The organism is Streptomyces sp. NPDC058157 (assembly GCF_042884105.1).
Lineage (GTDB): Bacteria > Actinomycetota > Actinomycetes > Streptomycetales > Streptomycetaceae > Streptomyces.
On the sequence record NZ_JBHVUQ010000027.1, the window covers coordinates 44,449 to 58,987 of the forward strand.

Annotated in this window: 10 protein-coding genes and 1 pseudogene; 6 read left to right on the forward strand and 5 right to left on the reverse strand. The window is 74.5% G+C overall.

What is annotated here, in order from left to right; genetic code table 11:
• Position 1 precedes the first annotated feature (1 nt).
• Both ACFVXK_RS09945 and ACFVXK_RS09950 read right to left on the reverse strand, forming a co-directional pair.
• Entirely contained in the window at positions 2 to 442 is a 441-nt protein-coding gene (locus ACFVXK_RS09945) for a hypothetical protein (protein ID WP_389611012.1), read from the reverse strand.
• A 351-nt stretch (positions 443 to 793) separates the two neighbouring features.
• Positions 794 to 3,781, reverse strand: coding sequence for a bifunctional [glutamine synthetase] adenylyltransferase/[glutamine synthetase]-adenylyl-L-tyrosine phosphorylase (locus tag ACFVXK_RS09950; protein ID WP_389611013.1), 2,988 nt, complete (start codon positions 3,779 to 3,781; stop codon positions 794 to 796).
• Positions 3,782 to 4,004: 223 nt separating this feature from the next.
• On the opposite strand from ACFVXK_RS09950, the gene ACFVXK_RS09955 reads away from it, so the two are divergent.
• Both ACFVXK_RS09955 and ACFVXK_RS09960 read left to right on the forward strand, forming a co-directional pair.
• Positions 4,005 to 6,515 (forward strand): PIG-L family deacetylase, encoded by a 2,511-nt coding sequence (locus ACFVXK_RS09955; RefSeq protein WP_389611014.1) that lies wholly within the window; start codon positions 4,005 to 4,007, stop codon positions 6,513 to 6,515.
• Between the two features lie 282 nt (positions 6,516 to 6,797).
• A complete protein-coding gene (locus tag ACFVXK_RS09960; protein WP_389611015.1) occupies positions 6,798 to 8,984 on the forward strand; it encodes a PIG-L family deacetylase in 2,187 nt (728 codons plus the stop codon).
• Here the strand turns inward: ACFVXK_RS09960 and ACFVXK_RS09965 are convergent.
• The gene (locus ACFVXK_RS09965) at positions 8,944 to 10,305 is read right to left on the reverse strand and encodes a glutamine synthetase family protein (RefSeq protein ID WP_389611016.1); all 1,362 of its coding nucleotides are present in this window, start codon (positions 10,303 to 10,305) and stop codon (positions 8,944 to 8,946) included. The two genes, ACFVXK_RS09960 and ACFVXK_RS09965, sit on opposite strands and share 41 nt — an antisense overlap.
• 174 nt (positions 10,306 to 10,479) lie before the next feature.
• Between ACFVXK_RS09965 and ACFVXK_RS09970 the strand changes: the two genes are divergently transcribed.
• From ACFVXK_RS09970 to ACFVXK_RS09980, 3 genes are all read left to right on the forward strand, one after another.
• Positions 10,480 to 10,905 carry a hypothetical protein gene (locus ACFVXK_RS09970; protein WP_389611017.1) on the forward strand — a complete coding sequence of 142 codons (426 nt, stop codon included), beginning with the start codon at positions 10,480 to 10,482 and terminating at the stop codon, positions 10,903 to 10,905.
• A 71-nt stretch (positions 10,906 to 10,976) separates the two neighbouring features.
• Positions 10,977 to 11,627, forward strand: a complete 651-nt coding sequence (locus ACFVXK_RS09975) for a DUF3105 domain-containing protein (protein WP_389611018.1) — start codon at positions 10,977 to 10,979, stop codon at positions 11,625 to 11,627.
• Positions 11,624 to 12,349 (forward strand): DUF305 domain-containing protein, encoded by a 726-nt coding sequence (locus ACFVXK_RS09980; protein WP_389611019.1) that lies wholly within the window; start codon positions 11,624 to 11,626, stop codon positions 12,347 to 12,349. Before ACFVXK_RS09975 ends, ACFVXK_RS09980 begins: the two co-directional genes overlap by 4 nt.
• Here ACFVXK_RS09980 and ACFVXK_RS09985 read toward each other — a convergent pair.
• Positions 12,318 to 13,244 (reverse strand): alpha/beta fold hydrolase, encoded by a 927-nt coding sequence (locus tag ACFVXK_RS09985; protein WP_389611020.1) that lies wholly within the window; start codon positions 13,242 to 13,244, stop codon positions 12,318 to 12,320. The two genes, ACFVXK_RS09980 and ACFVXK_RS09985, sit on opposite strands and share 32 nt — an antisense overlap.
• On the reverse strand, positions 13,241 to 13,987 hold the full coding sequence (locus tag ACFVXK_RS09990) for a DUF998 domain-containing protein (protein ID WP_389611021.1): 747 nt from the start codon (positions 13,985 to 13,987) through the stop codon (positions 13,241 to 13,243). The genes ACFVXK_RS09985 and ACFVXK_RS09990 overlap by 4 nt, the downstream gene beginning before the upstream one ends.
• 274 nt (positions 13,988 to 14,261) lie before the next feature.
• On the opposite strand from ACFVXK_RS09990, the pseudogene ACFVXK_RS09995 reads away from it, so the two are divergent.
• Positions 14,262 to 14,539 (forward strand): annotated as a pseudogene (locus ACFVXK_RS09995) (zinc ribbon domain-containing protein); the annotation flags it as partial.

Consider the following 14,539-nt stretch of genomic DNA (forward strand, 5'->3'; position numbering starts at 1 on the left):
CTCAGTCGACGGCCCTGAGATAGACCCGGCTGCTCTTGCCGTCCACGGGGGCCACCGCGAGCTGGAGGAAGTCCAGGTCCCGCTTGACGCAGGGGGCGCACACCTGTGTCTCCCGAACCCCCGGTGCGGAGACCGGGTCGGGCAGCCCGAGTCGGTCGAACAGTCCTGTCTCGCCGGCGAAGGGAATCCCCTGCCGCACGGGGTGCTCCGGCGCCAGCCCGTCGAGGAAGCCGTCCACGTCGGAGGTGGGCAGCACGAACGACAGGAGCAGCAGGTCGTCGTGCCCCCGCTGCCGTGCGGCCTTGGCTGCGGTCGCCACGGCGGGGAGCTCCACCTTGAGGTGCTGTGCCACCGCGTCCGCGCTGACCCCCTCCATCCAGTAGGGGCCGGGCGGCTCGGCCGCCCCCTCCCCGCATCCTCCGACGAGGGCGGCACCCAGCACCAGCGCACCGCACACAAGGCCGATCCGCCCGCGCGGCCGGGTCAGCGGGCATCTCCGTTACGGCCGAGGTCCGTGCTCGTGCCGTCCCTGCCGGGGTCAGCGGGAGCCGGCCCGACTCCGTCCGAGCGCAGGTCGTATCCCTGCACCGAGCTGCTTCCCCTCATGTCGAATTCCCTCGCCAGGCCGACCGTGTGGAACCGTGCCATGTCACTGTCGGTCACCGTGGTCGGGCCGATGGGCGTGCCCTTCCCGCGGTCCCAGTTGTAGCGGTCCCACACGTTCACCTGGTAGTCGATCCCGATGTGAGGACTTCCATCCGCGCCGGGAACCGCGGTCACGACGCCGTCCGGGTCAGGCCCCGTAGAAGAGGTCGTCGACGACCGCGCGGGCGCGGCGGGTGGTGCGGCGGTAGTCGTCCAGCATTTCGCCGACCCTGCCCTCCGGGTAGCCGAGGTAGCGGCCGACGGCCGCCAGTTCGCGGGCGTCGGCGGGGAAGGTGTCGCCGGCGCGGCCGCGGACCAGCATCACGGCGTTGCGGACGCGGGTCGCGAGCACCCAGGCCTCGTCGAGGATCTGGGCCTCCTCGGTCGGGATCAGGCCGGCCGCGTGGGCGGCGGCCAGGGCCTGGCGGGTGCGGGTGGTGCGCAGGCCGGGTTCGGCCCAGGCGTGGCGCATCTGCAGGAGCTGGACGGTCCACTCGACGTCGCTGAGGCCGCCGCGGCCGAGTTTGGTGTGGAGGGTGGGGTCGGCGCCGCGCGGGAGGCGTTCGGCCTCCATGCGGGCCTTCAGGCGGCGGATCTCGCGGACCGCGTCCTCGCCCAGGCCCTCGGCGGGGTAGCGCAGGGGGTCGATCAGGTCGATGAACGTACGGCCGAGGTCGGCGTCGCCGGCGACGGGCTCGGCGCGCAGCAGGGCCTGGCTCTCCCAGGTCAGGGACCAGCGCCGGTAGTAGGCGGCGTAGGAGGCCAGCGTGCGCACGAGGGGGCCGGAGCGGCCCTCGGGGCGCAGGTCCGCGTCGATGAGGAGCGGCGGGTCGGCGGTGGGGAGCTGGAGCAGCCTGCGCATCTCGGCGATGACGGTCTGGGCGGCCTTGGCGGCCTCCTGTTCGTCGACGCCCTCGCGGGGGTCGTGGACGAAGAGGACGTCGGCGTCGGAGCCGTAGCCGAGCTCGTGCCCGCCGAAGCGGCCGACGCCGATGACGGCGAAGCGGGTGGGGAGGGTCTCGCCCCAGTGGTCGCGGACGGCGGCGCGCAGGGCTCCGGCGACGGTGGCGGCGGTGAGTTCGGAGACGGCGTCGCCGACCCGGTCGACGAGGGCGCCGCAGTCCTTCTCGGCGGGGTTCTCCTCGGTGCCGTAGGAGGCGATGATGTCGGCGGCCGCGGTGCGGAAGAGTTCCCGGCGGCGTACCCCGCGGGCGGCGGCGACGGCGGCTTCCCCGCTGTCGGCGCGCCCGACGGCGGCGAGCACCTCCTGTTCGAGGGCCTCGGGCGTACGGGGCTGGAGGCCTTCGGGGTCGCCGAGGAGGGCGACGGCCTCGGGGGCGCGCATGAGGAGGTCGGGGGCGAGGCGGCCGGCGGACAGGACGCGGGCGAGGTTCTCGGCGGCGGCGCCCTCGTCGCGGAGCAGGCGCAGGTACCAGGGGGTCTTGCCGAGGGCGTCGGAGACCTTGCGGAAGCCCAGGAGCCCGGCGTCGGGGTCGGCGGAGTCGGCGAACCAGCCGAGGAGGACGGGCAGCAGGGTGCGCTGGATGGCGGCCTTGCGGCTGACTCCGGAGGCGAGGGCTTCGAGGTGGCGCAGGGCGGAGGCCGGGTCGGCGTAGCCGAGGGCTTCGAGGCGCTGGCCGGCGGCGGCCGGGGAGAGCCGGGTCTCGCCGGGGGCGAGCTGGGCGACGGCGTCGAGGAGGGGCCGGTAGAACAGCTTCTCGTGGAGGCGGCGGACGACGGAGGCGTGCCGGCGCCAGGCCTTGTTGAGCCCGGCGACGGGTTCGGTGCGCAGGCCCAGGGAGCGGCCGAGGCGGCGCAGGTCGGCCTCGTCCTCGGGGACGAGGTGGGTGCGGCGCAGCCGGTACAGCTGGATGCGGTGTTCCATGCTGCGCAGGAAGCGGTACGCGTCGTGGAGCTGGGCGGCGTCGGCGCGGCCGACGTAGCCGCCGGCGGCGAGCGCGTGGAGGGCGTCGAGGGTGGTGCCGGAGCGCAGGGTGGTGTCGCTGCGGCCGTGGACGAGCTGGAGCAGCTGGACGGCGAACTCGACGTCGCGCAGGCCGCCGGGGCCGAGTTTGAGTTCGCGGTCGATCTGGGAGGCGGGGATGTTGTCGACGACGCGGCGGCGCATCTTCTGGACGTCGGCGACGAAGTTCTCGCGTTCGGCGGCCTGCCAGACCAGGGGCGTTATGGCCTCGACGTACTGGGCGCCGAGTTCGGGGTCGCCGGCGACGGCGCGGGCCTTGAGGAGGGCCTGGAACTCCCAGGTCTTGGCCCAGCGCTGGTAGTAGGCCATGTGGGAGGCGAGGGTGCGGACGAGGGGGCCGTTGCGGCCCTCGGGGCGGAGGTTGGCGTCGACGGGCCAGATGGTGCCCTCGACGGTGGTCTCGGAGCAGATCCGCATGAGGTGGGAGGCGAGGCGGGTGGCGGCCTGGATGCCCTTGCCCTCGTCGGTGCCGGGCGCGGCCTCGCCGACGAAGATCACGTCGACGTCGGAGACGTAGTTGAGCTCGTTGCCGCCGCACTTGCCCATGGCGATGACGGCGAGCCGGCAGGCGGCGGCGTCCTGGGGGGCGGCGGCGGAGGCGATGCGCAGGGCGGCGCGGAGGGTGGCGGTGGCCAGGTCGGCGAGTTCGGCGGCGGTCTGGGCGACGTCTATGGTCGCGCAGACGTCGCGGGCGGCGATGGAGAGCAGGCAGCGGCGGTAGGCGACGCGCAGGGTGACGGGGTCGTGGGCGTCGGCGAGGCCCGCTTCGAACTCGGGGAGGCCCGGGTGCAGGTCGGCGGCCTCGTAGGTGACGAGGGCCTGCCAGTCGCGGGGGTGGCGGGCGAGGTGGTCGGCGAGGGCTTCGGAGGCGCCGAGGACGCCGAGGAGGCGGTCGCGCAGGGGTTTGGCGGCCACGAGGGTGTCGAGGAGGAGCGGCAGGTCCTCGGCGGTCTGGGCTTCGGCGAGGCGGACGAGGCCGAGGAGCGCGAGGTCGGGGTCGGCGGTGGCGCCGAGGGCGTCGAGGAGCACCGGGTCGGTGCGTACGGCGGCCAGCGCGTCGGCGTCGAGGAGCCGGGACGCGGCGGTGGGGTCGGTGAACCCGCTCCGCAGCAGCCGGATGAAGGTACTGCTCCTGCGCCCCGGGACTGTCATCCCGCCGCCTCCCGAGTCTGTCGCTGCCGGTGGTCCGGTCCTGCCCGTCACCGCCGGTGGTCTGGTCCTGCCCGGGAGCGAGCCTAGCCGGAGCAGGCGTTCGACTCACCGGGTGCCGTGGCCGATATCATGAGGAGGATTATCGGATTATCTGCTTACTTTTAGCTCTCCAGATCTGTGCGTCAGGGGCCCGGTCCCCGCCCGACCGGCCGCGAGGAGCCCCATGTCCCACGGACCCCTGTCCTCGCGCCCTGCCACCGCGCCCGCCCACCAGCCCGCCCCGAGCGAGCCTGGGCCGGCCCCCGAGGCCCCCACGACCACCCACCCCGACCGCGACACGCCCGTCGGGCCCGATCACGCCCCGGCCGGCCCGGCCGTCCGCGACAAGCCCGCAGGACCCGGCCCCGGCCCGACCTCCCCGCCCGATCACACCCCCGCCACCCCGGCCGGCCCCGGCCCGACCACCCGGCCCGACCGCGACAGGCCCGCGGGACCCGGCCCCCGCTCGACGACTCGGCCCAACCGCGACACGCCCGCGGAACACGGCCCGACCGCCCCGCCCGGCCCCGACGCGGTCCCACGGCCCGGCCCCGGCGTGGTCGTCCCCCGCCAGCGCGGCGCAGCCACCCGGCACGGCCACCACTACGTCGGGCACCCCCGCGCACGCGCCGTCGTCAAGGCCGTCGCCCTCCTCGCCGCCACCGCCGCCGGCGGCATGCTCGTCCTGCGCGGCAACGAGGCGCTCGCCGGCCTCACCGCGCCCGCCGGCCCCGGTTCCCGGCCCTCGGCCGCCACCGCCCCGGACGCCCCGGACCCCGGCCGGGTGCTCCAGATCGTCGCCCACCCCGACGACGACCTGTACTTCATGAACCCGGACCTGGGGTACTCCATAGCCGCCGGCCACCCGGTGACCACCGTCTACCTCACCTCCGGCGAAGCCGACGGCATCAACGCCGCCGCCGGCAAGGAGGCCTCCGCCCACGCCGACAAGCCGGCCTACGCCGAGGCCCGGCAGAACGGCATCCGCGCCGCCTACGCCAAGATGGCCACCGGCGACCGCAGCAGCGCCTGGAAGCGCAGCGTCGTCCCGACCAAGGGCGGCGGCCACGCCGAGATCGACGTCCTCGTCGCCCGGCCCCAGATCAACCTCGTCTGGCTGCAGCTGCGCGAGGCGGGCAACGTCTACCAGGACGTCCCCGACAGCCTGCACGGCCTGTGGGACGGCAAGGTGCCCCGCCTGGAGTCGGTGCTCGCCTCCGGCAGCCCCGTCCGGCGTGGGTTCTCGTACACCAAGGACCAGGTCGTCCAGACGATCGTCGGCATCCTGGAGCGCTACCGGCCCACCACCATCCGCACCCAGGACCCCAGCCCCGGCCGCTTCCCCGACACCAAGCGCTACACCGACCACCAGGACCACTTCTACGGCGCCCGGTTCGTGCAGCTGGCCGCCGACCTGTACGCGGAGGGGTTCAAGGACCGGCCGCACTTCGCCGTCCAGAACTACGTCGGCTACTTCAACGGCTCCCTCCCGCGCGCCCTCGACCCCGGCGAAGCCAAGGAGAAGCTGGACATCCTGGACACCTACGCCTGGCTGGACCGGCAGAACCACTGCGGCAGCGAGGCCGGCTGCGGGGACCTCAAGGTCGCCGAGCACCCCTCCGGCAACGGCTGGACCCAGACCGTCAACTACGCGCGCGGCACCGGCACCAACTGGCTGACCTCCGACGCCGAACACGGCCTGTGGGCCTTCAAGGTCCTCGACGGCCAGGTCGCCGTATGGCACCGCAGCGGACTCATAGGCCGCTGGAGCGGCCCCCGCCTGCTCCCCGGGACCGGGATGGACCAGGGCGTGTCCACCGTCACCCTGAAGGACGGCCGGACGGCCGCCTTCGGCACCCGCACCTCCTTCGGCGACAAGCCCGCCGACTACCGCCGCGAGGTCGTCTACGCCGTCCAGCGGGCCCTCGGCTCCGAGGAGTTCGGCCCCTGGCAGTCCCTCGGCACCCCCGAGGCCTCCGACGCCGACTGGACCTCCGACATCAGCGCGCCCGCCGTGTCCGTCGACGGCGGCGGCGCCCTCGCCGTCTACGTCCGCGACGGCGCGTCCACCCTGCGCGGGCGCGTGCAGCACCCGGACGGCACGTGGGGCCCGTGGGAGGCCCACGGCGGCTCCGACCTGCACGGCACCCCGGTCACCGGCACCGACGGCGCCGGGCGGCGGATGGTCTTCGCCGCCACCACCAAGTCCGTGACCGGCTGGCTCCAGCCCGGCCCCGGCGCCCCCCTCGGCCCCGCCACCCCCACCGGCCTGCCCGAGACCACCCTGCCCCTGACCGCCGAGGGCCGCGAGGGCGGCGTGCGGATCTGGTTCCGCAAGCCCGGCTCCGGCAACGTCCGCACCGCCCTGATGACGGACGCGGAAGGCCTGAAGGCGACCGGTCTCACCGACCTCGGCGGACTCCAGGGCTTCGGCTCGGTGACGGCCAGCGGGCACCTCCTCGCCGGCCGCTCGGCGGGCGGGCTGCTCGGGGCCGACGTCGGCGAGGGCCGGCCCTGGGAGCGCTCGCCGCTGATGTTCGTGGGCGCCCCGTCCAGCACCATGACCGGGAAGAACCTGGTCAGCCTGGCCGTGGTGGGCCTCGACGCCCGGCTGTACGTGACCTCGTCGGCGGACGAACCCGACGCCTACCTCGCCCCCTGGCAGCCGGTGGGCCCGCGCAACACCACCCCGTAACGCCCCCGCTCCACCACGCATCACCCCCGCACCGGGGCATACACCGCACACCGGCTGGACAGACACCATCCGTGCCGGACCGTCCCCAAACCCCCACGCCGGGCCCCCTCTTGTGCGGGCCGCCGGCGGTGCACCGGCACGCCCGGCCGCCCTGGGAAGGCGCCCGCCCTCACCGGAACCGGTGAAATCGACGGCCCGAACCGAGAACCGACTCCGCCGATTTCGCCTCTCAGTGACTGCACAGCGGTTCCACCCGTCCGGAACGACATCGAGGCGTGACCCATGCCCGTATCCCGCCGCCGCTTCCTCCTCGCGGCCGTCGTGCCCATGCTCACCCTGGGCGCCTCCGGCGTGCTCTCCATAGCCTCCGGCCAGCAGACGGCCGCCGAGGCCACCCAGGGGAAGGACCCCGCCTCCCTCCTCCCCGCCAGCACCACCTCCGGCACGGTCGTCCAGTTCGTCGCCCACCCCGACGACGACCTGTTCTTCATGAACCCCGACCTCAGCCGCTCCCTGCTCGCCGGGCTCCCGGTCACCACCGCCTACCTCACCTCCGGCGAGGCCGACGGCCGCAACGAGGCCAACGGCGGCCAGGCCAAGGACCCCCAGCAGCCCGCCGACCGCGCCCGCTACGCCGAGGCCCGGCAGAACGGCATACGCTCCGCCTACGCCCAGATGGCCACCGGCGACCGCACCAGCGCGTGGAAGCGCACCGTCATCCCCACCGCCGGCGGCGGCCAGGCAGAACTCGACGTCCTCGTGGCCCGGCCCCAGGTCAACCTGGTCTGGCTCCAGCTGCGGGAGGCCCGCAACCCGGCGGCCGAGAACCCCGACAGCCTGCGCGGCCTGTGGAACGGCGAGATACCGGCGCTGGGCTCCCAGCTCACCACCGGCACCCCGGTCAAGCAGCCGTTCTCGTACACCAAGGACCAGGTCGTCCAGTCCATATCCGGCATCCTGGAGCGCTACCGGCCGACGACGATACGGATGCAGGACCCGACGCCGAACCGCTACCCGGACACCGGCAAGTACACCGACCACCAGGACCACATGTACGGCGCCCGGTTCGTGCAGGCCGGCACCGCCGCGTACGCCGAACGGGTCGCCGACCGGCCGCGGTTCTCCGTGCAGAACTACCTCGGCTACCACAACGGCAACCTCCCCCACGCCCTGGACCCGCAGACCGCCGAGACGAAGATCGGCTACCTCAAGACGTACGCCTGGCAGGACCACGCCGACTACTGCGGCTCCCCCGACGGCTGCGGCGACCGCAAGGTGGCCGGCAGCCCCACCGGCCGCAACTGGGCCCAGTCCCTGCGCTACGCCCGGGCCGACAACTCCTCCTGGCTCACGGAGGGCACCCCCGGCCGGCTCTGGGCCTTCGCCACCCTCGACGGCCGGATGGCCGTCTGGAGCCGCGACCGCTCCGGCACCTGGAGCGGCCCCGCGCTGCTCCCCGGCACCGGCATCGACTCCGGCGCCACCGCCGCCCGCCTGCCCGACGGCCGCGTCGCGGTCCTCGCCACCCGCACGGTCATCGGGCCCCGGCCCGCCGACTACCGGCGCGAGGTCGTCCACGCCGTCCAGGCCGGTCCCGACGGCCCGTTCGGCGCCTGGCAGTCCCTCGGCACCCCCGAGCCGGGCGACGAACCCGGCACCTCCGCCATCAGCGCCCCCGCCGCCGCCGTGGACGGGGCGGGCCGCCTGACCGTCTACGTACGCGACACCCGGCGCACCCTGCGGGCCCGCGTCCAGCAGCCCTCGGGGGCCTTCACCGACTGGCAGAAGCTGGGCGGCGAGGACCTCCAGGGCGACCCGGTCGCGGTGGTCGACTCCGCGGGCCGCCGCCACGTCTACGCCACCACCACCAAGTCCGTCCTGGCCTGGACCCAGCCCGCCCCGGACGCCCCCCTGGGCGGCCCCTACCCCACCGGCCTCCCCGCCACCACGGTCCCCCTCACGGCGGCCCGCGAGGGCGCGGGCGTCCGCCTCTACTTCCGCCGCCCCGACTCGGGCGTGGTCCGCAGCGCCCTGGTCACCGCCGGCCCGGGCGCCCCGCAGGTCTCCAGCGTCACGGAATCCGGCGGCCGCGCGGGCTACGGCGCGATCGCCGCGGCGGGCCGCCTCCTGACGGGCCGCGCCGAAACGGGCACGGCCGCCACGACCACCCTGGGCGGCCCCCCGGCCTGGACGGAATCCCGCATGCTCTTCACGGGCGCCCCCGCCGCGACCCTGGACACGACGGGCACCCCCACCACAACGGCGCTGGGCCTGGACGCCCAACTCCACACGGCCCCCCGCCCCCCCCCCCCCCCCCCCCCCCCTCTGGCACCCGGCAACCCTCCCACCCCCGACCACCTGACCCCGACAAACACCAACGGCCCCACCCCGAACTCCCCGGGACGGGGCCGCACGCGTTGCTCCGGCGCTACAGCACCGGGAGGTTCTTGCGGAGTTCGAAGGCCGTGACCTCCGAGCGGTACTCCTCCCACTCCTGCTTCTTGTTGCGGAGGAAGAAGTCGAAGACGTGTTCGCCGAGGGTTTCGGCGACCAGTTCGCTGCGTTCCATCAGGGAGATGGCCTCGCCGAGGTTCTGCGGGAGGGGTTCGATGCCCATCGCGCGGCGTTCGGCGTCGGAGAGGGCCCAGACGTCGTCGTCGGCGCCCGGCGGGAGTTCGTAGCCCTCCTCGATGCCCTTGAGGCCCGCCGCCAGCAGGACGGCGTACGTGAGGTAGGGGTTGGCGCCCGAGTCGATCGAGCGGACCTCGACCCGGGAGGAACCGGTCTTGCCCGGCTTGTACATCGGGACGCGGATCAGGGCCGAGCGGTTGTTGTGGCCCCAGCAGATGTACGAGGGGGCCTCGCCGCCGGAGCCGGCGGTGCGGGAGGAGCCGCCCCAGATGCGCTTGTAGGAGTTGACCCACTGGTTGGTGACCGCCGCCGTCTCCGCGGCGTGGCGCAGGAGGCCCGCGATGAAGGAGCGGCCGACCTTGGAGAGCTGGTACTCGGCGCCCGACTCGTAGAAGGCGTTGCGGTCGCCCTCGAAGAGGGAGAGGTGGGTGTGCATGCCGGAGCCGGGGTACTCCGAGAACGGCTTCGGCATGAACGTCGCCTGGACGCCCTGTTCGAGGGCGACCTGCTTCATGACCAGGCGGAACGTCATGATGTTGTCGGCCGTGGAGAGGGCGTCGGCGTAGCGCAGGTCGATCTCCTGCTGGCCCGGGGCGCCCTCGTGGTGGCTGAACTCGACCGAGATGCCCATGGATTCGAGCATGGTGATCGCCTGGCGGCGGAAGTCCATGCCGACGTTCTGCGGAGTGTGGTCGAAATAGCCGGAATTGTCCGCCGGGACCGGGCGGGTGCCGTCCAGCGGCTTGTCCTTCAGCAGGAAGAACTCGATCTCCGGGTGGGTGTAGAAGGTGAAGCCCAGGTCGGAGGTCTTGGCGAGGATGCGCTTGAGGACGTAGCGCGGGTCCGCGAAGGACGGGGAGCCGTCCGGCATCAGGATGTCGCAGAACATCCGGGCGGTCCCGGGGGCCTCGGCGCGCCACGGCAGTATCTGGAACGTGCCCGGGTCCGGCTTGGCGATCATGTCGGACTCGTAGACGCGGGCGAAGCCCTCGATCGCGGAGCCGTCGAAGCCGATGCCCTCGTCGAAGGCCTGCTCCAGCTCGGCGGGGGCGACCGCGACGGACTTCAGGAAGCCCAGCACATCGGTGAACCACAGGCGCACGAAGCGGATGTCGCGCTCCTCGAGCGTCCGGAGGACGAATTCCTGCTGCTTGTCCATGCCTTCATCCTCGCAGTTCAGACGATCTGTACACCACCGACCCGGAGGACCGGCGGCGCAGCCGGGCCCGTCCAGTATCGCTAGTGGTGGTTTCCGCCACATTACGCACCCCCCAAGGCCGATGACACCCCCGCTCTGACCTCGGGCCCGTCATGAGCATTACCATCTGCGGCCATGGGGGGCTGGGAGCACACGCGGAGCGGGCGTCACGGACGTCCCGCCCGTCGCCGCGCCCTCCTGCTGCTGCTCGCCCTCGGCGTGGCGGCCGGAATGGGGTTCCTGTGCGTGCCCGGCGGGGGTTCCGCCCAGGACGCCCGGGGCGCGGAAGGGCCCGTACGGGTGTACGCCGGACACGGCGTACACCGCGTACACGGCCCGTCGGGGGAGCGTGCCGCCTGCGCGTCCCCGTACGAGGCCCCCGGCTGTTCCCCCCTGTCCCACGTGACCCCGGCCGTCCCACCGGCCCCGCAGCCCGCCGTCACCGCGGCGCGGCCCGGCCCGGCTCCGGGCGCCCTCGCGGCGGCCACGGGCCCGGTACGTCCGCCGGGGACCCTCGCGCGCGCCCCCGACCTGTACGCCCTGCAAGTGCTGCGGACCTGACGGCTGCGGCGCCGTAGACGACACCACCGGCACCACCCCCACACCCCCCTCAGCAGAAGGAACCAGGGCACATGGCCAGCAGGACGTCCGACAAGAACTCCCGCCAGAACCGCATAGCCGAGATGCGCCGCGCCGAGAAGGCGCGCGACCGCCGCAACAAGATCATCGCGATCAGCGTCTCCGCGGCGGTCGTCGCCGGCCTCATCGGCTTCGGCTCGTGGGTGATCATCGAACAGAAGCAGAAGGACAAGGACGCGGTCGCGGCCCGCAAGGCGCCGGTCGACGGCGAGAAGACCTGGGACGCGAAGAAGCTCGGCCGCAACCACGTCGAGACCCCGGTAAAGTACGAGATGAACCCGCCGGTCGGCGGCGACCACAACCCCCGCTGGATGAACTGCAACGGCGACGTCTACAAGAACGCGGTCCCCGAGGTGAACGCCGTGCACTCGCTGGAGCACGGCGCGGTCTGGGTGACGTACAACGAGAAGGCCGCCAAGGCCGACGTCGAGGCGCTGGCCGGGAAGGTCGGCAAGACCCCCTACACGCTGATGAGCCCCGACAAGGAGCAGGCGGGCACGATCATGCTCAGCGCCTGGGGCAAGCAGCTGACGGTGGACAAGGCGGACGACCCCCGGGTGGCGCAGTTCTTCACCAAGTACGTGCAGGGCCCGCAGACCCCCGAGCCGGGCGCGGCCTGCACCAACGGGCTGGGCGAGAAGTGACCCGCAGCCGTACGAACCGCACGTACTGGGCGGCCGGCACGGCGGTCGTGCTGGCCGCGCTGTTCGCCGCCGGGGCCACCTTCGCCACGGCGGACGGCTCGGGCTCCGGCAACGCGGGCGGCTCCGCCGCCTCGGGCGCGCCGGCGCTGTACTCCCCCGACGCGGGGTTCGCGCGGGACATGTCGGTGCACCACCAGCAGGCGGTGGAGATGTCCTTCATCGTCCGCGACCGCACCCAGGACGAGCCGGTCCGCGGGCTCGCGTACGACATCGCCAACACCCAGGCCAACCAGCGCGGCATGCTGCTGGGCTGGCTGGACCTGTGGGGGCTGCCGAAGGTGGTGGCCGACGAGCCGCCGATGTCGTGGATGGAGATGGGGTCCACGGGGTCGATGGGGTCCATGGGATCGATGGGGTCCATGGACCACTCGGCGGGGCACGGGGAGGCGGCCACGAAGCCCGGTGCGCTCATGCCCGGCATGGCCACCAAGGAGGAGCTCGACCAGCTCCGCACCAGCAGCGGCCGGGACGCCGAGGTGCTCTACCTCCAGCTGATGACCGAGCACCACAAGGGCGGCGTCGCCATGGCCCAGGGCTGCGCCAAGCAGTGCCGGACCCCGGCGGAACGGGCGCTGGCCCAGGGGATGGTCGAGGCGCAGCAGTCGGAGATGAAGCTGATGGCCGACATGCTCAAGGAGCGGGGGGCCGCGCCGCGCCCGTGACGGGGCGGCCCGGCGGGAGCGGGGCCGCCGCGTGGCGGACCGCCCGTGCCAGTTGGTGCGGGCGGTCCAGCATGACCAGGTGGCCGGCCGGCTCGGCCACCTCGAAGCGGGCGCCCAGCCGGTCGGCGAGGGCCGCCTGCCGGGCGAGCCAGCGCCGGGCGGCCCGGCCGTGGCCCCCGTCGTGCGCGGCGAGGACCGTGGTGGGGGCCGGCAGCGGGCGGCGGGCGCGCAGGGCGAGGAGTTCGGCGGCGGTGTCCGGGTAGCGGGCGTTCTCCAGGAGGGCGCCCTGCCAGACCCGGCCGGTGCGGTAGCAGCGGCGTACGAGGTCCGGCGCGGCCGGGTCGGCGGCCCCGCTCCCCGCACGGGAGGCCCGTACGGCGGCCCGGCGGGCGGCCGGTCCCAGCGCGGCGGGGAGACCGGCGGCGGTGAGGGCCCGGCCCAGCGCGCGGGCGACGCCGGTGCGCAGCGCGGCGGGCAGGAGCGTACGGGGGGCCTCCTCGACGCTGGAGTCGACCAGGACCAGGGCGGCGGTGCGCTCCGGGAGGAGGCGAGCGAAGGCCTCGGCGTGGAACCCGGCGAGGGAGTGTCCGACCACGGTGACGGGCTCGGTGACGCCGAGCGCGTCCAGCAGGCCGGCGATGCGGCGGGCCTCTCCGGCGGCGGTCGGCGGGGCGGTGGCGGGGGCGCTGAGGCCGTGGCCGGGGCGGTCGAAGCGGATGACGGTCCGTCCGGCGGCCACGAGCAGCCCGGCGGTCTCGTCCCAGTCGAACCAGGCCATGGCGAGCCCGGCGCTGAGCACGACGGGCGGTCCCGTACGGCCCTCGCCCTCGACGAGGGTGTGCAGGGCGGCGCCGTCCACCCGGACGAAGCGGCCGGGAACGTCCGGCGGGGTCATGTGCGGCGCTCCCGGTGGACGGAGTACGCCAGGAGGCCCAGCCAGAGCGCGACGAGCAGCACCTGGAGCCGCTGGCCGGCGCCCAGGGCCCAGGTGCCGTGCCCGGCGGTGAACAGGGAGATGGCGGTCAGGGTCCAGGCGGTGGCGAGCAGTTCGAGGACGACGAGGGCGGGGCCGTAGCGGGCGAGGGGGGCGAGCCGGCCGTAGCGGCGGGCGGCGACGGTGAGGGCCACTATCCCGACGAGGGCGCCGGTCATGGCGAGGCTGCTGCTGACGGCGTGGGCCTGATGGGTGGCCGGGACCAGGCCGGCGGTCTCGCGGGCGGCGCATTCGGGGTCGGCGGTGGGCTGGCAGCTGAGCGGCAGCCAGGCGTCGGCGGCGGTGGCCGCGCCGAAGAGGGTGACCCCGGCCCAGCCGGCGACCGTCCAGGGGCGGCGGGCCTCGGGGTACCGGACGAGGCGGACGAGGGCGAGGAACCCGCCGAGGAGGACGAGCAGGCCGGCGGTGAAGTCGGTGGCCCGGAAGAGGCCGCCGAGGGGCTGGTCCTGGGCGGCGAGCTCGCTGACGTAGGTCTCGATGGGGTCGAGGCCGGTGGAGAGGACGACTTCGAGCACCCAGGCGGTGTAGGCGGCCGCGCCGAGGGCGACGAGGCCGACGAGGCTGGCGACGGACCCGGTGCCGGGGGCGCTGCCGCCGAGGGGGTCGGGGGCGAGGTCGGGGTCGGGGTCGGCTTGTGTACCCATGGGTGAATGATCCTCGGCAGATCGGGCAGTGGGGCGCGGCGCCCCGCGCGGCGGCGCTGCCGGGGATCGCCGGGGCCGTCCGGCGCGATCCCTCACCCCGCAGAACGAGGCTGCGGCCCGGGGCGTTCCCCGTCGGGCACGGCAGAATCCGACAGATCGTCTGATTTCCGCTGCCGGGGGGAGAGCGGGGGGCCAATGCGGTTGGAGGGGGCGGGCGGTCATGACAGGCTGCCCGCATCTCCGTACGCCGCACTTCGCAAGGACGCCGCCAGGTATGAGCACGCCGCCGACCCCGCCCGCCAGCCCGTCCGGCCCGCCGACCGAACCCGAGGGAACGCCGATACCCGAGGGGGCGGCCCCCTCCGACCCGACGCCCCCGGCCCCGGCCCCGGCCCCGGCACAGCCCGAGCAGCCGGAGCACCCCGCGGCGTCGGACCCGGCCGCGGAGACCGCCCGGCTGTCGCTCGACAAGCCCCCCGCCCCGGCCGACGGCCTCGCGGAGACCGCCCGGCTGTCGTTCGACAAGGCCCCCGACCCCGCGCAGCCGCAGGG